At 62.9% G+C, this 18,882-nt stretch carries 17 protein-coding genes and 1 pseudogene; 14 read left to right on the top strand and 4 right to left on the bottom strand.

Features of this window, described 5'->3' with window-relative positions; genetic code table 11:
* The 13 genes and pseudogenes from ACTJKL_RS05605 to ACTJKL_RS05545 all read left to right on the top strand — a co-directional run.
* Positions 1-591: transposase (locus tag ACTJKL_RS05605; protein ID WP_440852392.1), on the top strand; the 591-nt coding region annotated here is incomplete at its 5' end.
* 273 nt (positions 592-864) lie between these two features.
* On the top strand, positions 865-2,493 hold the full coding sequence (locus ACTJKL_RS05600) for an ABC transporter substrate-binding protein (RefSeq protein ID WP_440852391.1): 1,629 nt from the start codon (positions 865-867) through the stop codon (positions 2,491-2,493).
* A 93-nt stretch (positions 2,494-2,586) separates the two neighbouring features.
* On the top strand, positions 2,587-3,600 hold the full coding sequence (locus tag ACTJKL_RS05595; RefSeq protein WP_440852390.1) for an ABC transporter ATP-binding protein: 1,014 nt from the start codon (positions 2,587-2,589) through the stop codon (positions 3,598-3,600).
* A complete protein-coding gene (locus ACTJKL_RS05590) occupies positions 3,597-4,595 on the top strand; it encodes an ABC transporter ATP-binding protein (protein ID WP_440852389.1) in 999 nt (332 codons plus the stop codon). The genes ACTJKL_RS05595 and ACTJKL_RS05590 overlap by 4 nt, the downstream gene beginning before the upstream one ends.
* Positions 4,592-5,518, top strand: coding sequence for an ABC transporter permease (locus ACTJKL_RS05585; RefSeq protein WP_440852388.1), 927 nt, complete (start codon positions 4,592-4,594; stop codon positions 5,516-5,518). The genes ACTJKL_RS05590 and ACTJKL_RS05585 overlap by 4 nt, the downstream gene beginning before the upstream one ends.
* A gap of 17 nt (positions 5,519-5,535) precedes the next feature.
* Positions 5,536-6,416: pseudogene (locus tag ACTJKL_RS05580) on the top strand (ABC transporter permease).
* Positions 6,417-6,427: 11 nt separating this feature from the next.
* Complete coding sequence (locus ACTJKL_RS05575) at positions 6,428-7,195, top strand: glycerophosphodiester phosphodiesterase family protein (protein ID WP_440852387.1); 768 nt, start codon at positions 6,428-6,430, stop codon at positions 7,193-7,195.
* 63 nt (positions 7,196-7,258) lie between these two features.
* Entirely contained in the window at positions 7,259-8,173 is a 915-nt protein-coding gene (locus ACTJKL_RS05570; RefSeq protein WP_411923587.1) for a TIM barrel protein, read from the top strand.
* Positions 8,174-8,561: 388 nt separating this feature from the next.
* The gene (locus ACTJKL_RS05565) at positions 8,562-9,389 is read left to right on the top strand and encodes a transporter substrate-binding domain-containing protein (RefSeq protein ID WP_100672821.1); all 828 of its coding nucleotides are present in this window, start codon (positions 8,562-8,564) and stop codon (positions 9,387-9,389) included.
* 67 nt (positions 9,390-9,456) lie between these two features.
* Positions 9,457-10,737 carry an NAD(P)/FAD-dependent oxidoreductase gene (locus ACTJKL_RS05560; RefSeq protein ID WP_275597272.1) on the top strand — a complete coding sequence of 427 codons (1,281 nt, stop codon included), beginning with the start codon at positions 9,457-9,459 and terminating at the stop codon, positions 10,735-10,737.
* A gap of 17 nt (positions 10,738-10,754) precedes the next feature.
* The gene (locus tag ACTJKL_RS05555) at positions 10,755-11,726 is read left to right on the top strand and encodes an amino acid ABC transporter permease (protein WP_026169099.1); all 972 of its coding nucleotides are present in this window, start codon (positions 10,755-10,757) and stop codon (positions 11,724-11,726) included.
* The gene (locus ACTJKL_RS05550; RefSeq protein ID WP_411933296.1) at positions 11,716-12,597 is read left to right on the top strand and encodes a DMT family transporter; all 882 of its coding nucleotides are present in this window, start codon (positions 11,716-11,718) and stop codon (positions 12,595-12,597) included. Before ACTJKL_RS05555 ends, ACTJKL_RS05550 begins: the two co-directional genes overlap by 11 nt.
* Before the next feature lie 14 nt (positions 12,598-12,611).
* On the top strand, positions 12,612-13,367 hold the full coding sequence (locus ACTJKL_RS05545) for an amino acid ABC transporter ATP-binding protein (RefSeq protein ID WP_018099340.1): 756 nt from the start codon (positions 12,612-12,614) through the stop codon (positions 13,365-13,367).
* Between the two features lie 78 nt (positions 13,368-13,445).
* Here the strand turns inward: ACTJKL_RS05545 and ACTJKL_RS05540 are convergent, their stop codons facing one another.
* From ACTJKL_RS05540 to ACTJKL_RS05530, 3 genes are all read right to left on the bottom strand, one after another.
* Positions 13,446-13,571: a PIN domain-containing protein gene (locus tag ACTJKL_RS05540; RefSeq protein WP_440852386.1), complete on the bottom strand. Its 126-nt coding sequence runs from the start codon at positions 13,569-13,571 to the stop codon at positions 13,446-13,448.
* Positions 13,572-13,671: 100 nt separating this feature from the next.
* Positions 13,672-14,484: a PfkB family carbohydrate kinase gene (locus ACTJKL_RS05535; protein WP_411923583.1), complete on the bottom strand. Its 813-nt coding sequence runs from the start codon at positions 14,482-14,484 to the stop codon at positions 13,672-13,674.
* Positions 14,485-14,561: 77 nt separating this feature from the next.
* On the bottom strand, positions 14,562-15,575 hold the full coding sequence (locus ACTJKL_RS05530) for an SIS domain-containing protein (protein ID WP_440852385.1): 1,014 nt from the start codon (positions 15,573-15,575) through the stop codon (positions 14,562-14,564).
* Between the two features lie 218 nt (positions 15,576-15,793).
* On the opposite strand from ACTJKL_RS05530, the gene ACTJKL_RS05525 reads away from it, so the two are divergent.
* Complete coding sequence (locus tag ACTJKL_RS05525) at positions 15,794-16,525, top strand: GntR family transcriptional regulator (RefSeq protein ID WP_275597277.1); 732 nt, start codon at positions 15,794-15,796, stop codon at positions 16,523-16,525.
* Between the two features lie 72 nt (positions 16,526-16,597).
* Here ACTJKL_RS05525 and ACTJKL_RS05520 read toward each other — a convergent pair whose 3' ends face one another.
* Entirely contained in the window at positions 16,598-18,592 is a 1,995-nt protein-coding gene (locus ACTJKL_RS05520; protein ID WP_440852384.1) for a putative bifunctional diguanylate cyclase/phosphodiesterase, read from the bottom strand.
* Positions 18,593-18,882 lie beyond the last annotated feature (290 nt).

The following is an 18,882-nucleotide window of genomic DNA, read 5'->3' as shown; positions in this document are numbered from 1 at the left end:
AAGAAGCTGGGCGACCTGTTCGGCAAGGCCGGGCGTCAGCAACTCGCCGCGCTCAATGTGTCGGAGATCGACCGCATCCAGATCAACCGGGGGCTGGAGTTCATCGGCGACATCAACGGGCGGATCAAACAGTCGGAAGAGACGATCCGCGCGATGACGAAGACCAACAGCAATGTGAAGCTCTTGAAGACCATTCCTGGCATCGGGGAGTTCTTTGCCCGCCTAATTGACGCCGAGATCGATGACATTGGTCGGTTCCGTAGCCCGAAGAAACTGGCGGCCTATGCCGGGCTTGTGCCCTCGACCTATTCCTCCGGCGGCAAGACGTACCATGGCAAGATCATCAAGCAGGGCAACAAGTGGCTGCGCTGGGCCTTCGTCGAGGCGGTCGCGCCCGCCGTCGCGACGGACTCGCAGCTTCGAGCTCAGTATGAGCACCTGAAGTTCCGAGGAACGAACAAGGCGCGCGTTGCGATCGCGCGCAAGCTTTTGACGATCGCCTTCCAGATCCTGCGTGACCAGCGTTCCTACGAACGGCGCGGCGCAAATGGTGAGGAAAAGACATCGTCCACGATATCCCGGCTGTCCTGATGAGATGCTAGCGAGCCCGGCAAGACTGGGCTGCGCTCTTAAGGAGAATGGGAAGCCGGGAGCCGAACGCCACTATGTGACCGAAGCCGAAAGCAGACCGGCGTTAGGGTCACGGATTGGAGAATGGTTCAAGACCGAAGGACGGAACACCCCGTCCTTCGAAAGGAGAAGATTCGCCGATCGGCGAGAACGTCGGTCAAAAACCTAAGCGAACCAGGGAAAGCCACGCAAAACAAGCGTTTTTGTCCTTGTGTTCTTTCATTGGAGAGTCTCATGCTTTCAATCAATCGGCGAGCCGCGCTCGGCCTCATGGGCGCAACTGCGGGCAGCTTGATCTTGCCGCGCTTCGCGTTCAGCCAAGGCAAGCGCCCGTCCGTTACCGTCGCGGTGCAGAAGATCACCATCAACAATACGCTCGACGTCTGGAACGAGCAGTCGAATGTCGGTGAGCGCGTGTTCTTCCCGAACCTTTGGGAGGGCCTGATCCTGCGCGACTGGATGGGCAATCAGGGTCCGGTCCCCGGCCTTGCGACGGAATGGAAGCGTATCGACGACAAGACTCTCGAGCTGAAGCTGCGCCAGGGTGTGAAATTCCACAATGGCGACGAACTCACGGCCGACGACGTCGTGTTCAGCTTCTCCGCGCAGCGCGTGTTCGGGGACACTCAGCCCGCAGGCGGCAAGACCGTTTTCGAGGATGAGCACAAGCCCGCAACCGCCAAGGAGCTGCCGGCAGTCGTGCCGGGCACCGGGCGGCGCCTGTGGCCGGCGCTTGCCGGCGTCGAGGCCGTCGACAAATATACCGTTCGCTTTCATAACGCGACGCCGGACGTCACCATCGAGGGCCGCCTTTATGCCTTCGGCAGCCAGATTGCCAACCGTCGCGCCTGGGACGAGGCGGCGAGCTATATGGACTGGGCACGCAAGCCGATCACCACCGGCCCCTATATGGTCGGCGAACATAAGCCGGACGTTTCCTTGACGCTCGTCGCCTTCGACGACTACTGGGGCGGCCGCCCCCCGCTGGAGCAGATCCGTTTCGTCGAGGTTCCGGAGGTTTCATCCCGCGTCAACGGCCTGCTCTCCGGCGAATACGACTTCGCCTGCGACCTGCCGCCGGACCAGATCGCCGCGGTTCAGGCCGCACCCGGATATGAGGTCCAGGGCTCGACGATCCACAACCACCGCATTTCCGTCTTCAATGTCCAGAACCCGACCCTTCAGGACCCGCTCGTCCGCCGGGCGATGACCCATTCGATCGACCGCCAGGCGATCGTCGATGCGCTCTGGTCCGGTCAGACGACCGTGCCGGCCGGCCTGCAGTTCCCCTTCTACGGTGATATGTTCGTCGAAGGCTGGGCGGTTCCGGAATATAATCCGCAACTCGCCAAGGACCTCCTGAAGCAGGCCAATTACAAGGGCGATGCGATCCCGTTCCGGCTTCTCAACAATTACTACACGAACCAGACTGCGAACGGCCAGATCATGGTCGAGATGTGGAAGCAGGTCGGCCTCAATGTAGAAATCCAGATGAAGGAAAACTGGGGCCAGATCCACGACCCGTCCGGCACGAAGGGCGTGCGCGACTGGTCGGCCGGCGCCTCCTTCAGCGATCCGGTCTCCTCGATCGTCGCCCAGTTCGGGCCTAACGGCGAGGTTCAGCAGAAGAAGGACTGGGCAAATGCCGAGGCCAACCAGATGGCCCAGATCCTCGAAACGGAAACCGATCATGCGAAGCGCAAGAAGGCATTCGCCCGCATGCTCGAGATCTGCGAGCGCGAGGACCCGGTCTATCAGGTGCTTCACCAGAACGCGGTCTTCACCGGCATGAAGTCTTCGTTGAAGTGGAAGGCGGCGCCCGCCTTCGCCATGGACTTCCGCGCCGCCAACTGGGCGAGCTGAATTCGACCAAACCGTGTTCCGGCAGCCCGGCGGCTGCCGGAATTCCTTGAGGACCGAGCGGCGATACCGCGGTCGAAACACCGGGAATGAGAAATGGGCGCTGCCAAACCGGATCTCGTAGCGTTGCGGGACCTGAAGGTCGCTTTCGATGGAGTTCAGGTTCTGCATGGCATCGATCTCAATGTTGCCAAAGGAGAGGCTGTCGGCCTCGTCGGCGAGTCGGGATGCGGCAAGTCCGTGACCTGGCTCGCGGCTCTCGGGCTGCTTCCGGGCAAGGCGGCGGTCACGGGTTCTGTCCGGATCGACGGCCGGGAACGGTGCGGGGCACGCCGCGCGGCTCTCGAGGAGGTCCGCGGCGGGCGGATAGCAATGATTTTCCAGGACCCTTCGAGCTCTCTCAATCCCGTATTGCGCATCGGCCGCCAGATCGCCGAGGCGCTTTACATTCACCGCGGTCTTCGCGGGGGTGCGGCGCGCCTCGAGGCCCTGCGGCTGATGGACATGGTCGGCATTCCCGATGCGGCGCGGCGCTTCGACCTCTATCCGCACGAATTTTCCGGCGGGCAGTGCCAGCGCCTGATGATCGCGATGGCGCTCGCGGGCCAGCCGGACCTGCTGATTGCCGACGAGCCGACCACGGCGCTCGACGCGACCATCCAGGCGCAGATCCTCGATCTTCTGAACACGCTTCGGGCCGAGACCGGCATGGCGCTGGTCTTCATCAGCCATGATCTGGGCGCGGTCTCGCAGGTTTGCGATCGCGTATGCGTCATGTATGCCGGCCGGATCGTGGAAGAGGGAAGCGTGGCGCAACTCTTCTCGGAGCCGCGGCATCCCTATACGCGGGGACTGTTCGATGCCATTCCGCGCATCGACGGGCCGCGCGACCGGCTGATCCCTATCCGGGGGACCGTACCGAACCCGAAACATCTGCCTGCGGGCTGTTCCTTCTCGCCCCGCTGCCCCCGCGCCGTCGACGCCTGCGGGAGCGATTACCCGCATCTCCAGCCCCAGGGCGACGGGCGCCGCCTTGCCTGCATGCGCCCCGTACCGACGGTCACGCGCGGCGACGCCGAGAGAAGAATTCCCGAAGGGCTGATGTCGTGACTGCGCTCATCGAAGCGGACGAACTCGTGCGCATCTACGAAGTCCGGCGCGGGCTCTTCGGCCGCCCAAATCCCGTGCGCGCCGTCGACGGAATTTCGCTCGCGGTCATGCCCGGCGAGACGCTCGGGATCGTGGGCGAATCGGGGTCCGGCAAATCGACATTGGGGCGGATGCTTCTGGGGCTCGATCCGGCGCAGACCGGCGAGGTGCGCTTCGCGGGAAGCCCTATGCCGAAATACGGTACCGCCGGGTGGCGGGCGCTGCGCGCCAAGATGCAACTCGTCTACCAGGATCCGCTTGCGGCACTCGACCGGCGCCTGACGATTGCCGCGCAAATCGGCGAGCCGCTCGATATTCACGGGCTCGTCCCGAAAGAACACCAGGCCGCCCGCATTGCCGAGCTGATGGCGGCTGTCGGGCTTCGTCCCGACCAGGCCGGGCGCTTCCCGCACGAGCTTTCCGGCGGCCAGCGGCAGCGGGCCGTCATCGCCCGCGCCCTTGCTTCGCGGCCGAAGCTCCTGGTCTGCGACGAGCCCGTCTCCGCCCTCGACGTTTCGATCCAGGCGCAGGTCGTCAATATGCTGCGCGACCTCCAGGAAAAGAACGGCATCGCCATGATCTTCATCAGCCACGATCTGAAGGTCGTACGCAATATCGCCGATCGCGTCGCGGTCATGTATCTCGGCCGAATCGTGGAGGAGGCTTCTTCCGACGTGATCTTCCGGTCGCCGCAGCATCCCTATACGAAGGCGCTGGTTTCGAGCGTCCCGGTCCCGGGCAAGCCGCTCGAAGGCCGGGTGATCCTGCAGGGCGAGCCGCCGAACCCGGCCGACCGTCCCTCGGGCTGCGCCTTCCATCCCCGCTGTCCCGTTGCGCGTGACATTTGCCGCACGAGGGTGCCTTCGCTTCTCCGGACCGGCAACGGCCGGACGGCCGCCTGTCATGCCGTGGCGGGCGAAACCGCCTCGGTCGAGACCCTGAGGAGACGGGCATGATCCGCTTCGTTCTCGTGCGTCTGATGCGCGCCGTGATTACGATCCTGGCCGTGGTGACCTTCGCTTTCGTCGTGCTGCGCATGTCGGGCGATCCGGCCCAGGTGATGCTCGGTCCCGATGTGCCTCAGGACGCCGTCGGTGCGTTCCGCAAAGCCTGGGGCCTCGACCAGCCGATCTGGATACAATACCTCGCCTATATCAAGTCGATCTTCACCGGAGATTTCGGCGTGTCCATGCGCGACAAGGCCTCGGCGCTCCACCTGGTTCTGGAGCGGGTGCCCGCGACGCTGCAATTGACGCTTCCGGCGCTGATCCTGAAGCTGATGATCGGTATCCCCGCCGGCGTCTATGCCGCGCTCCACCGCCAGAGCTTCGCCGATCGCGGCGTGATCACGCTGGCGATCATCGGCTTTACCGTTCCGTCCTTCGTCATGGGCCTCGTGCTCGTACTGATCTTTTCGGTTCTTCTCGGCATGCTGCCCTCCGGGGGCCAAGATACCTGGATGCATGGAATTCTGCCCACGATCACGATGAGCATCGGCGGGATCGGCATTCTTGCCCGTTTCTCGCGCAGCGCCATGATCGAGGTGCTTGGGCAGCCTTATATCCGCACGGCCTCGGCGAAGGGGCTGAAATGGCGCGACGTCATCTGGAGCCATGCGCTTCCCAACGCCGCAGTCCCGATCGTCACCATCGTCGGCTTCATGGTCGGCTCGCTGATCGCCGGTGCGGTGGTGGTGGAGTCGATCTTCTCCTGGCCCGGTATCGGGCGGCTGCTGATCGTCTCGGTCAGCAACCGCGACCTCGCCGTCGTTCAGTGCATCCTGCTGATCATCGCTGCAGCAATGGTGATGTCGAACCTCGTCGTCGACCTGCTCTATGGCTGGCTCGACCCGCGGCTGCGTTCGCATGCCGGGCATTAGATCCAAGGAGATGCGCTATGGCTTCCGTTGATCTGGCAGAGAGATCGCCTCTTGCGGGATGGCTACGAGGCTCCCTTTCCTTCCTTCGCCGCAAGGTGCCGCTTTCGGTGGCCTTCGGCTTCCTCTGGCTCGCAGCGATGATCGTCATCGCGCTTTTTGCCGGCTATCTGCGGCCCTACGACATCACGGCGATGGATCTGACGAGCCGGCTGTCGGCCCCCGGAACGCTCAAGCACTGGCTCGGCACCGACGAGCTCGGCCGGGACGTGCTGTCGCGGCTGATCCAGTCGATCCGCGTCTCGCTGATCATCGCCTTCGGTGCGACGCTGCTTTCGGCGGTCTTCGGCACGGCGCTCGGCTTCGCGGCAGCGCGGTTTCGGGGCATGACCGAGCATCTGGTCCTCGCGCTTGCCGATTTCCAGGCGGCCCTGCCATTTCTCATCATGTCGCTGGCGGTGCTGGCCTTTTTCGGCTCCTCCATGGTGCTGCTCGTCTGTCTCATGGGCTTCTACGGCTGGGAGCGCTACGCGCGCATCGCCGCGGGCTTGCGATCTCGGCCGGGGCGCAGGGCTATGCTGCCGCGGTGGTCCAACTCGGCGCCACCCCGGCGCGGGTCTATCTCCGCCATATCCTGCCCAACGTCGCATCGACGCTGATCGTGTCGATGACGCTGACGTTTCCGGAGATCATCCTGATGGAAAGCGGGTTGTCATTCCTCGGTCTCGGCGTGCAGCCGCCGGAAACGAGCCTCGGCAACATGGTCGGCTTCGGGCGCGAATATCTGACCCGCGCTCCCTGGATCATGCTCGCTCCGGCTGCCGTCATCATGCTCACGACCCTTTCCATCTCGCTTGTCGGCGACTGGCTTCGCGACAAGCTCGATCCCACCGTGCGTTAAGGACCAATCCCATGACGAAAATCATCGGCCACCGCGGCGCCCGCAATCTCTGGCCGGAAAACTCGCTGACGGGTTTTCGCAATGCGCTGCGGCTCGGCGTCGATGCAATCGAGTTCGACGTGCACCTGACCGATTCACAAGAGCTGGTCGTCATCCACGACGCCACGCTGGACAGGACGGTACACGCGACCGGGCCGGTGCGCCGGATGACACCCGCGGTGCGGCTCGCGACGCCGTTGCGCGATTCGGACGAGAGTATCCCGACCTTGAGCGACGTGCTGGGCATACTTGCAGCCAGGGACGGACTTCACTTGCATGTCGAGATCAAGTCCGACGAAACGGGAACGCCTTACCCTGGCATCGCCGCCCGAGTAGCGCAGGAGCTGCGGCGCTTCGGCGTCGACCACCGCTCCCATCTCACGTCTTTCGACAGATCGGTCCTCGAGGATTGCCGCCTTCATGCGCCGCATGTCGCGCGTCTCGTCTCCGTCAATGCCGACTGGGCGGCGCCGCAAGGCGGTCTCGCCGCCGTTCTCGCGGCTACCCACGACCTCGTGGATATCGTAGCGATCCACCACGAATTGATGGCGGACGAGTGGGAACTCATCCGTAGCTCGGTGCCTATGGAGCGGCTTTGCGTGTGGACCCTCAACGAGGAAGCGGGCGTCCGCCGCTGGCTCGAAAGGGGAATCGGGCATCTGACCTCGGACAGTCCCGATCTGGCGCTCGCTCTACGTGACGCCGAAGTCGTATCGATGCGCTTAGAGGAAAAGGTGTAGCGGTTTCCGACAGCGTGTATTTTCCAGTCCGGTCGCAGCCGGTCATCTCAATGGGGACAGTCAATGAGCAATATCATCGCAACCGGCTTCAGTTCGGGTTCCGTCGACGGCGGACTGGAGAGCCTCGAGGCCGACCTGCGCCGACTGGGGGAACTCGGCGTCGACACGGTCGAGCTTGGCCTGACCAGCATCGACCTCATCGCCGGCGGAAGATTGATCAAGGAGCGCGTGGAGCGGCTTGTGGCGCTGACCCGCCGGTTTCCCTTTCGCTACACGGTTCACGGTCTCGTTTCCTCGAACTTCATGGATCCGGCAACGGCGGGCTATCAGCTGGAGGCGGCAAAGGCCCTGGTCGAGATCTGCGATCGCATCGGCGCCGGCATCATCGTCCAGCACGGCGGTCACCTGCGTGCCGAGCAGCTTTTCGAGCGGGCGGAGGCAGACCGGCGCGAGCGTGACGCTTTGTTCGAGCTCGCGGAATTCGCACGGCCCTACGGCGTGCGCATAGCGCTCGAAAATATCTTTTCGACGGCACCGGGACAGTATCGCCAGACACCGGCCGAGATCGCCGAGACGGTGAGAGCCGTCGACCATTCCAACCTGGTGGCGCTGATCGACTTCAGTCATGCCTATATCGAGTCCACCTATCGCGGTTTGAATTTTCGCGATCAAATCCGCGCCATGGCGCCCGTTGCCGGTCATCTCCACGTCCACGATTCCTTCGGCCGCCCGCAGGCCTTTTACCAGGCGTTCTATCCGCAGGAGGCGACGGCACTCGGCATCGGCGATCTGCACATGCCGCTCGGCTGGGGCGACATCGACTGGGAGGAAATTTTCCGTGAACTGACGTTCCTCCCGGAGACCGTGTTGATGATGGAGATCGGGCCGCGCTACCGCAACGAGCAGGCCGAATGCCTGAAACGTGCGCAAGGCCTGATGCGGTCCAATGGCGGCCGTACCGCAACGGCCGCCGAGTGATCGCTATGTGAAGTGCTCGTCACATGCGAGGCGGGGCTCGGGCGGAAGCCGTCCCCCGCCTTCCGCGTCCACTCCTTGGCGCGCTTTCGGGACAGTGTGTAGAGCCTGGCTCCACTCCGTCGCTCTCAACACCGCCTTATCCTTCGCGCTCCGGCGGAGTCCATCACCGATTCGCATCGTCTCATCATTTCGTTTCATGGACCCGTGCGCCATGCGGCCTTGACACCGCGTCAGTAGGATTTACTAATTCAGTTGTCAGACATCTTATAACTGGGAGCACGCTGCATGTTCCGCAGATCATGCAGCAAAGTCGACGTGCTACAGCGACTTTTCCGTGCTTGCGAGGCAAGCGACGCTGTAGGACTGACCGATCGAAGAGGAGGATTGCGTGAAAGGACTAATTGCAAAGGTCGCTATCGGCGTTGCCGCACTGGCGTTCGTAACCGCCGCACAGGCGGGTGAGACGCTCGACCGCGTCATGGGCAAGAAGGCCATGGTGGTCGCCACCAATAGCGGCTGGCCGCCCCAGAGCTATCTCGACGACAGCAACGAGCTGGTCGGTTTCGATATCGACGTCTCGAAGGAGATCGCAAAGCGCCTTGGTGTCGAAGTGAGCTTCGAAACGCCCGACTGGGCGACCTTGACCGGCGGCCGCTGGCAAGGGCGCTACGATTTGGGTGTTGGCTCCGTCACCCCGACAAAGGCGCGTGCTCAGGTCATCGATTTCGTCGGTATCTATTACTTCAGCCCCTATGTTTACGTGCTGCACAAGGACAGCCAGGCGAAATCCGTCGCAGACCTGAACGGCAAGATCATCGGCGTCGAAACGGCGACCACGTCGGAAGATTTCATTCGCCGCCGGCTCGAGATCGATGCGCCGGGCCTGCCGCCGATCGAATACAAGATCGAGCCGGGCGAGGTCCGCACCTTTGCCGATTCCATGCTGCCCTTCGACGATCTGCGTCTTGGCGACGGTGTGCGCCTCGATGCCGTCATCGCGCCGGAGCAGACAGCGCTCAACGCGATGAAAAACGGTTATCCGCTGCGCGTCCTCGAGGGCGAATATGCCTTCAGGGAGCCGTTGGTGGTCATCGCCGAAAAGGTCGATCCGGAGTGGACGAAGAAGGTTGGCGCCATCATCGACGAGATGAAGAAGGACGGCACGCTCGCGACGCTGACCACCAAGTGGTACGGCAAGGACTATAGCGCCGACTGAACCGATACCTGCGGGGGGCGGCTCGCTGCCCCTCCGCCTTGCCACCGCGGTCGACGGGCGAGAGAAAATGTCCTATCCCAATACCTATTACAAACAGACAATAGCCGAAACGAATGTCAGACCGGCCCTCTCCGGGATGGTCGAATGCGATAGCGTAATCATCGGCGGCGGGCTCGCCGGCCTGACGACGGCGCTGCAGCTGGCGCGCGCCGGACAGTCGGTCATCGTTCTCGAAGCCGAAAGCGTCGGTTTCGGGGCCTCCGGCCGCAATGGCGGTTTCGTCAGCCCGGGTTTTGCCACCGGCAGCGACAATATCGCCCGGATGGCCGGGACCGAAGCGGCGCGACAGATACACCGGCTTTCGATCGAAGGCGTCGAATTCGTTCGCGAAACGATCGAGACGCTGAAGATCGAGGAGGCGAGGCCGCAGCCCGGCATCACGAGCGTATTGCGCTACGACGAGGGCGGCAGCCTGAAGGCGCATGCCGACGAGATGAGACGCGTTTACGGCTATGAACTCGACTATCTCTCCACCGACGAGGTCCGTTCGGTGTTGAAGTCGAACCGGTATTTCCACGCATTGCGCGACCGCAAAGCCTTCCACATGCACCCGCTCAACTATCTTCGCGGACTGGCGCGCGAGATCGAACGCCTTGGCGGCCGGATCTATGAGGGGTCGGCCGCGACCGGAAGCGTGCTCGACAGTGCCGAGAAGACGGTGTCCACGTCGGGTGGAAGTGTCAGAGCGCGTCATGTCGTGTTCACCACCGGCGGTTACACGGGTCCTTTGAACGGCCGGCTGAAACGTTCGTTCCTGCCGATCGCGACCTACGTCATGCTGAGCGAGGAAGCGCCGGAACTCATCCGTACCGCCATCGCCACCACGGACGCGATCGGCGACAACCGCCGCGCCGGCGACTATTATCGCGTCGTCGAAGGCGGGAAACGCCTACTTTGGGGCGGGCGCATCACCACCCGCGCGGCTTCGCCGGCAGCTTTGGCCGGCGAACTGCGGCGCGAAATGGTCGGGACCTATCCGCAGCTCAAGGATCTGAAGACCGAGCTCGCCTGGTCGGGACTGATGTCCTATGCGCGCCACCTCATGCCACAGATCGGCGAGATGCAGGCCGGAGTATGGCATTGCACGGCCTTTGGCGGTCACGGGCTGAACACGACCGCCATCGGCGGAAAGCTGGTGGCCGAAGGCATCCTGGGTCAGTCCGACCGCTATAAGCTGTTCAAGCCCTTCGGGCTCGTCTGGGCCGGCGGCTATGCCGGGCTGGCGGTGGCCCAGCTCACCTATTGGAAACTGCAAGCTCAAGACTGGTGGCGCGAGCGCGCGGCCTGAATGCCGGAGAGAACCAAATGATCGGTCGTATGATTCTGACGTATCCGGATGCAGCGCGGCGCACCGGGACGTTTCTCCTGCTCGCGCTGATAACCCTGACGATCTACAGCCTGGGTGTAAGCCCGGCCTGGATCGGGCTCGTGCTGCCGACAAGCTCGGAGTGGCTGGCCGCCAATCCCGCGCTCGGGCGGCTGGTCAGCGCGGTGATGATCGCCGTGATAGCGGCGCTGAACTGGAAGGCCCTGCGGCAGCTGCCTCGCCCCTGGCAGGTGGTCGGCGTCTGGCTGGAGCTCTTCGCGCTGCTGATGCTCTTCTTCTATTCCTTCAATCTTTCCTTTGCCTTCATCGCAAAGAAGATCAGCTTCCTGATTTCGCAGGGCGTCGTCACCACGCTCTACATCTCGGTGATCTCGATCGCCGTCGCGACCGTCATCGCGCTTGTGGGCGCGATTGCGAAACTGTCGAAGAACGGTGTCATCTACGGCCTCGCCACCTTCTACACGTCGCTGTTTCGCGGCCTGCCGCTCCTGATGCAGATCTATATCATCTATCTCGGTTTGCCGCAGGTGGGCTACGTCATCAGCGCCGTGCCGGCCGGCATCCTCGCGCTCTCGCTGTGCTACGGCGCCTATATGACCGAAATCTTCCGGGCCGGGATCGAGAGCATCCCGCGGGGGCAGACGGAAGGCGCGACCGCGCTCGGCTTGAACCCGAGCCAGACGATGGGCCTGGTGATCCTGCCGCAGGCGATGCGTGTGATCATCCCGCCGACCGGAAACCAGTTCATCGCGATGCTGAAGGATTCCTCGCTGATCTCCGTCGTCGGCGTCTGGGAGCTGATGTATCTCGCCCGCACCCAGGGACAGACCGAGTTCCGCCACATCGAAATGCTGATCACGGCCTCGATGATCTACTGGATCCTTTCGATCGGCCTCGAATATATGCAATCGCGCATCGAAGCACGGTTCGGACGCTTCAATGTCCGTTGACGCGACTGTCGCGCCGGCCGCGGCCGGCATGCCGCGCAACCTGCGCGCTGCCGCCCTGGGCCTCCTGGCGTTCGCCGTCTTTTCGGGCACGGATGTGCTGGTGAAGCTTCTCGCAGAGCGCTTCGACGTGCCGCAGGTGACCTTCATGGTGACGCTCGCGGCGCTCGCGATGCTTGCCGTCTACGCCGGCGTCACCGGCACCACGGCATCGCTCAGACCGCGTCATCCGGGGCTTGCGCTCTTGAGGGCGTTCCTGCTCGCCGTCGATACGCTTCTGATCCACTACGCATTTTCGGTGCTGCCGTTATCGGAAGCCTATCTGCTCGCCTTCCTCACTCCGGTTCTTGTGGCGGTGCTGGCCTTCGCCCTGCTTGCGGAACGCCTGTCCATCGTTGCCTGGTGTGGCGTGGTCGTCGGCTTCCTCGGCGTTGCGGTTGCGCTCAGGCCGGGGATCGCGCCGCTCAATCCGGGCCACGCCGCGGCGGCGGGGTCGGCTCTCGTCTTTGCGCTCTCGCTCGTGCTGCTGCGGCGCGCCAGGGCGACGGAGAGCGACCTTGCCCTCGTCTCGACGCTGCTCGTCGTGCTCGCGGCGGTCGCGCTGGCGGTTGCGTCGATCGGCGGCGGATTGGCGCCGGTCAGGCCGGGCGATCTGCTGATCGCCTTCTTCGCCGGCCTCTTCATGCTCGGCGGTCATCTGCTGCTGGTGCGCGCCTTCCGCATGGGCGACGCCTCGGTGGTTGCGCCTTTCCAATACAGCCAGATCGTCTGGGGCTGCCTCTACGGGGCGCTGTTCTTTGCCGCCCCCATCGAACTGCACACGGTCGCGGGCGCCCTCGTCATCGTGCTTTCCGGCTGGCTCGTCCTGAAATAATCCTGGAGACAACAATGCCCACATCGATCGACATCGCTTCGCCGGAGATCACGCTCAGCGGCGTACATAAGTGGTACGGCCAGTATCATGCCCTTGACGATATCAACCTGTCCATCGCGCCGCGGGAGAAGGTCGTCATCTGCGGACCCTCCGGTTCCGGCAAGTCGACGCTGATCCGCTGCGTCAACCGGCTCGAGGCGCATCAGCAGGGCCGCATCGTCGTCGGTGGCGTCGAAGTCGGCGAAGATGAGCGCAAGGTGGATGCCATCAGGCGGGAGGTGGGAATGGTGTTTCAGCAGTTCAATCTCTTCCCGCACCTGACGATCCTCGAAAACTGTATTCTGGCGCCGATGTGGGTCAAGCGCTTGCCGCGCGCCCAGGCGACGGAGATCGCGATGGACTATCTCAACCGCGTGCGCATTCCGGAGCAGGCGAACAAATATCCGGGCCAGCTTTCGGGCGGACAGCAGCAGCGCGTGGCGATCGCGCGGGCGCTCTGCATGAATCCGAAGGTCATGCTCTTCGACGAGCCGACCTCTGCACTCGACCCTGAAATGGTCAAGGAAGTGCTGGACACCATGGTGGCGCTCGCAAACGAGGGCATGACGATGGTCTGCGTCACCCACGAAATGGGCTTCGCACGCCAAGTCGCCGATCGGGTGATCTTCATGGATCAGGGCCGCATCGTCGAAGAGGGCGAACCGGACGAATTCTTCGCGCATCCGAAGACGGATCGGGCGAGCCTGTTCCTCAGCCAGCTCCTGCACTGATGCATATCGCAGGACTGTGCGCTGCCGTCGCCGCTGGCGGTGCCGGTTGTCGGTGCAGGCACAGAGGGCGATACGGGGTCACGCATCGCCTCCCTCAGACCATGGGTTGAACAAACGCACTCCGGTCGTTTCAAAGTCTTTGGTGTTGCGGGTGACCAGGGTAAGTTGGTGTTGCGCGGCGATGGCGGCGATGAAGGCGTCCATCGCCCCGATGGGTCTTCCATCGGAGTCGGCGAGGGCGACGATGCGACCCCATTGATCCCCCGTTCCCGGCGATGGCACCGGCAACGCAGGCAAGCCGACGTCAGATCGATTGCGGTTCCTGCGGGAAGCCGCCGACATGCGTGCAGGTATTCGCGGCCAGGTCCCTGCCGGCTGCGAGGCATGCGGCAAGGGTGCGCCCTTCCAGGCGGGCGGCGATGAAGCCGGCGATAAAGCTGTCGCCGGCGCCGGTCGTGTCCACGACTTCGACCGGGCGAATGCCGGCAGACGCGATATTGGTGCCGTCGCTCGCCAGCGAGCCGAGCGCACCACGCGTCACCACCGCAAGGCGGGCTCCCCGCGCGAGAAATTCGCCGGCCAGCCTCTCTGCACTGCTTTCGTCCTCGCCGGCCGAACCGAAGGCGATCGAAAGGCCGTCGACGTCGAGATCTGCTGCTGCCGCATTGACCGAGACGTCCTGGGAGATGCTGACGCCTGCGGCAGATAGCGCACGGCGCAACAGGCCGCCGTCGTCCAGCCAGCCGATATGCACATGGTCCATGGTCTTCAGCAGCTCGATCTCGCCGGCATCGGGGCGGTATCCGGCACAGGCGCCGAAATCTTCATGGACGAAGATGCGGTCGCCGGCAGGTGTCACGTCGATATCCGTGTAGGCCGTGTTGGTGTCGCGCGCGAGCAGGTGGTCGACATTGACGCCGTTCGCGAGCAGCAGGCGGCGAACATGGGCGCCGTCGGAATCGCGGCCGACGGCGCCGAAATAGAAGGATCCGTGGCCGAGCCTTGCAAGTTGAACGGCGACATTGATTGCGTTGCCGCCGACATAGGATTGGCTAAGCGGCGCGCGATAGCGGTCGATGCAATTGTCGCCGACGGCCGCAAATCGGAATCTGGTCATGGAATTCTCTTGTTTCGCCATCAGGGCCGCGAATGCCGGAGCAGTCGCGGCCGTGCTAGTTCATTGGGCGTCTATGCTCAATAGGCTACGCGCTTGTAGTAACGCCGCGTCGTCAGCGGGTGGTTGCGCATCACTTCGAGATGCGCGCTGATGCGCTCGAGCACGGTTGCGAGAACGATGGGCGAAACGAGGCCGCGCACCTCTTGCGAAATGCCTGGCAGCGCAAAGTCCGCCGTGTCGAGGACGGTCAGCCTGTCCGTGTAGTTGGGCGCGAAATTCTGCACCCGGTCGGCCAGCGGCCGCAGCGCGTCCTCGCCCTTGAAGAGGATGACGCTGACGCCCTTTTCCACGAGCTCGAGCGTTCCATGGAAAAAGTCCGAGGCATGGACCGGGCGTGTCCGGATCCACTGCATCTCTTCGAGGATGCACATGCCGTAGTAGAATGCCTCGGGCCAGGCGTTTCCGGCGCCTGTGATGATGTGGTAGTCGGAGCCTGCCAGAACACGGGCGAAGATCTCGGCCTTGTCCTCGTAGCCGCGCTTCACTTCGAGGAGAAGCTCAGGAAGTCGTTCCAGTTCAGCGGCGATCTGGTCGTAGTTCTCGATCTCGCCGCGGTGACGCATGATAGACAGCGCGATGAACAGGGACTGCAGGTAGAAGGACTCGCAGGACGTGTCGTCTTCGGCGAAGTTGACGAAGGCATGGGTGCCACCCTTGCCGAGGGGCGTTTCCTCGTGACCCACCAGCGACAGGACTGTCGCGCCGGCCTCATTCGCCTTTGCCAGCAGAGCCACGCTCTCCTTGGTCGTGCCGGAGAGCGACGGTATGACGACGATCGACTTTTCCGTCAGGTTGACCGAACCGGTAATGAAGAGCTCGGCCGGCAGGTCGATAAAGGCCGGAAAGCGCGACCTGCGCTGGAGCAACTGGGCGGCCGGCTGCATGAGAATGGCGGCACCGCCGGTCCCGAGGAAGAAGACGTTCTCCGCGCCCTTTTCAAGGCAGGAGACGACGACGTCGTCCAGGCGTTGACGCAGGGCGACGGCGCCCGACTGGATGCGTAGAAATCTCTGTTCGTCAAAATTCAGCATGGTTCTCTCTCGACAGGTGGTGGCGATCGTCGGCTGCCGCCGACAATGTTGTAAGACAACTGACAACATTGTCTGAAAATGTCAAGGGAGATAATCGCCCGGATGCGCCTTCTGCCAGCGAGCTCCCGCAAGGATATAGGGTAGATGAACTGTCCCTTGACCTTCCTGGATTTGTCAGACAAGAAGGATCATATTTTGCAGTCATTTGGAGAGAGGAATTGCCCGAGCCGCTTCGCGACACGCGCACCCTGGTCATACAGCTTCGCGACCGCATCGCCGATCTGATCCGGGAGCAGGGGCTCGCTCCGGGCGACAAGCTTCCGACGGAGGCGCAGCTCACGGAGCGTTTCAGGATCTCCCGCCCGGCGTTGCGGGAGGCATTGAAACTACTGGAACAGGATGGCGTCATCTATGTCGAGCACGGCCGTGGCCGGTTCGTGTCGGCGATGTCTGCGGTCCATGTCGAAAGGCCGATCACCGTCTTCGAGAGCGTCACCGACATGACGCGCCATTATGGCTATGCGACCGTCAACAAGGTACTCTCGATCGCCGAGGAAATGCCCGACGCGGTCACGGCGGGGCAGTTGCAGCTTGCAAATGGCGAACGCGTCATCCGTCTCGAGCGGCTGCGTCTGCACAAGGACGAGCCGATACTCTATTGTCTCGACTACATTCCGCGCAGCATCATTCCGAACCGCCTTTATGACATCGAATGGGGCGGCTCGCTGCTCGATCTGCTCGAGCAGTACAGACACCGGCCGCGCATGTCCGCTGCTACGGTCACGGCAGTGATGCTTCCTGACGACGTGGTGGAGCGCAACGATCTGCGGGATTTCGGGCCGGCGCTGCTGATCCGCGAGACCTGTTTCAATGCAAGCGGCGTGCCGGTCGTTTATTCCGTCGACTACCACCGCGGCAGCCATTTTTCCTTCAGCCTCGCGCGGAAGTAGCGATCCGCGGTCGTACAGCGGTTGCGAAGATGATGGGGGAAGCGTCCCCTCCGCCCTTGCCCGTCGGCCCGATCAATGCGGCCCCGCGCGGGTCCGGCGCTTGTCCGTCGGTGGGGGCGGCTGGAAATTTCGCGCAGGCGCGGGTCGCCCCACATGGAAACCCTGGACGTGGTCGATCCGGAATTGACGCATGAGCGCGAGCTGTTCCTCCGTCTCGACACCCTCGACCAGGATCTTGTGCCCGCGGTTTCGCACCAGGCCGATAATGTCCCTGAGCATCGCCTTGCCCTTGGGCGTGTCGCAGTCGTGAAGGAACGATCGGTCGATCTTCACCGTATCGAAGTCGATCAGGCGCAGCCATGACAGGCCGGCGAAGCCGGTTCCGAAATCGTCGAGCCATATCCTGATGCCCAGCGTCTTCAAATCGGCGATGCAACGCAGGATATCGGAATGCATCTCCATCTCGAGCCCCTCGGTGATTTCGAAGGCGAGCCTGCTGCCGGCCACGCCGGTATCGCCGAGAATGGCTGCGACCGAAGCCGCGAAGCCCGGCGATCTCAGCTGGATCGGCGAGACGTTCACGCTGACGACGGGCACATGCTCGCTTGCCAGGAGTTCCTGGCACACCACGCCTATCACCCAGCGGCCGAGATCGAGGATAGCCCCGGTCCGCTCGGCAATCGGCACGAAGAGGCTCGGAGGGACGGACGTGCCGTCCAGCATCTTAAGCCGCATCAGGGCCTCGACCGCATCGACGCGGCCGGTGGCGACGTCACGTATGGGCTGATAGACGAGTGAGACGAGATTCTGGTCGATCGCAATTTTCAGGAGCGCGGCGATGTTCTCGCTCTCGTCGCTGCTTTGCGGGTCGTTCGGATCGAAGAGACGCGCACAGTTGCGGCCGTTCGCCTTTGCCCCGTAGAGAGCGCGATCCGCCTCATGGATCAGTCTCTCGAGCTTCGAACCGATCTGGTTGCGGGTGAAACCCGCGCCGACGCTCACCGTCACGATCGACATGCCGTCGCGCCGCTGTTCGTGCGGCAGAGCGAGGGTCTCGACGCTGTGCCGTACGGCTTCCGCCAGATCCGCCGCCTGCTCGCGCGTCTTCAGCCCTGCCAGCACGATGAATTCCTCGCCGCCATAACGGCCGATCGACCCATCGTAGGGCGCTATCGACTCCTTCAGCGCATTGGCAACGAGAACAAGGCAGCGATCGCCTTCCTGATGGCCGTAAAAGTCGTTGTACCTCTTGAAGAAATCGACGTCGATAAGGATTGCCGCAAAGCTCTTCCCGCCTCTTTGCCAGTCGCTCCAATAGTCCCGGAGCTTCTGGTCGACCGCGCGGCGGTTGTCGAGGCCCGTGAGCGAATCGGTATGCGACAGCCGAAGCAGCGCTTTTCCGCGATCCGAGGCCTCCTTCTGCTGGATCTTCGCCTCGAAGGCATTGAGAAAGACCTTGTAGCGCTCCCGGTTGAGCTTCCAGTTCACATAGGACGTGAAGACGAAGCACGAGACGTAGAAGGTTCCGAAGGCGACCTGATAGGATACGCTTTTCGGTATATAGAATGCCAAGGCAAGAAAGAACGTGGCGAGGACGATTCCTGAGGTTACGACCGACAGGCGAAAGTGAAAACTGAAGAATAGATTGGCGCCCATCATGAATATCGCGCCAAAGATCATATAATAGGAGATACTCTCGGCCTGGCTGGTCATCAGCGACGGGAACAGCCAACCCCAATAACCCGCCACCAGTGCGCTTGCGCAGGTGAGATCGAACCACTTCGTCTCGGCACCCAGCCGAAACAACACCTCGATGGCGGCAATCGCCGTCGCGCCCACCGCAAGGCGCGCCAGGATCGCATAAAACGCGACGTCGGGAACGAGCAGGATATCCGTGGCCGCAAACAGCAGATAGACGGCCACGGCCACCCAGAGGCCCTGGCGGCTTGCCGCCCGGCGCGCGACGTCGCCTTCTCTCCGATAGAGCGTTTGCAGCTCCACAGATTGCAGTCTGGGCGGCTGCGCCTGCAGATCGATCTCAATTCCCTCGGCCAACGTGTGCCTCATGCACCGGTCCCAATCGCTTTGCGCCGCCCGCCGCGAGGCTGAAACTCCTTGCGGCGATCGACGCGTCCTGGATCACGATGATTTAGATCGGTTCGACCTGAAACCATGAGCGTAATCGATTCCAAAAAGTTGAGACGCGGGATGCGGGCGGAAAACCGCACACACTTTTCCTTTTCCGGCTCTTGTCGCTTCACGCCCCATCCAATCCCAACAAGCACCCTACGAAGACAGTCAGGAACGTCCGGCACAATAGTCGAGGCAAATTAAGTTTTGCTGAATTGTCAAAGATC

Source organism: Sinorhizobium sp. 22678 (genome assembly GCF_052044265.1).
Taxonomy (GTDB): domain Bacteria; phylum Pseudomonadota; class Alphaproteobacteria; order Rhizobiales; family Rhizobiaceae; genus Sinorhizobium; species Sinorhizobium meliloti_A.
The sequence above is the reverse complement of the archived record's forward strand: the minus strand, read 5'-3'. Positions and strand labels throughout refer to the sequence as shown.

Excerpts from the sequence above, each read along its gene's own strand:
- ACTJKL_RS05600 (WP_440852391.1), top strand. The coding sequence starts at position 865 with ATGCTTTCAATCAATCGGCGAGCCGCGCTCGGCCTCATGGGCGCAACT.
- ACTJKL_RS05595 (WP_440852390.1), top strand. The coding sequence starts at position 2,587 with ATGGGCGCTGCCAAACCGGATCTCGTAGCGTTGCGGGACCTGAAGGTC.
- ACTJKL_RS05585 (WP_440852388.1), top strand. The coding sequence starts at position 4,592 with ATGATCCGCTTCGTTCTCGTGCGTCTGATGCGCGCCGTGATTACGATC.
- ACTJKL_RS05575 (WP_440852387.1), top strand. The coding sequence starts at position 6,428 with ATGACGAAAATCATCGGCCACCGCGGCGCCCGCAATCTCTGGCCGGAA.
- ACTJKL_RS05570 (WP_411923587.1), top strand. The coding sequence starts at position 7,259 with ATGAGCAATATCATCGCAACCGGCTTCAGTTCGGGTTCCGTCGACGGC.
- ACTJKL_RS05560 (WP_275597272.1), top strand. The coding sequence starts at position 9,457 with ATGTCCTATCCCAATACCTATTACAAACAGACAATAGCCGAAACGAAT.
- ACTJKL_RS05555 (WP_026169099.1), top strand. The coding sequence starts at position 10,755 with ATGATCGGTCGTATGATTCTGACGTATCCGGATGCAGCGCGGCGCACC.
- ACTJKL_RS05550 (WP_411933296.1), top strand. The coding sequence starts at position 11,716 with ATGTCCGTTGACGCGACTGTCGCGCCGGCCGCGGCCGGCATGCCGCGC.
- ACTJKL_RS05545 (WP_018099340.1), top strand. The coding sequence starts at position 12,612 with ATGCCCACATCGATCGACATCGCTTCGCCGGAGATCACGCTCAGCGGC.
- ACTJKL_RS05540 (WP_440852386.1), bottom strand. The coding sequence starts at position 13,571 with ATGGACGCCTTCATCGCCGCCATCGCCGCGCAACACCAACTTACCCTG.
- ACTJKL_RS05535 (WP_411923583.1), bottom strand. The coding sequence starts at position 14,484 with ATGACCAGATTCCGATTTGCGGCCGTCGGCGACAATTGCATCGACCGC.
- ACTJKL_RS05530 (WP_440852385.1), bottom strand. The coding sequence starts at position 15,575 with ATGCTGAATTTTGACGAACAGAGATTTCTACGCATCCAGTCGGGCGCC.
- ACTJKL_RS05520 (WP_440852384.1), bottom strand. The coding sequence starts at position 18,592 with ATGAGGCACACGTTGGCCGAGGGAATTGAGATCGATCTGCAGGCGCAG.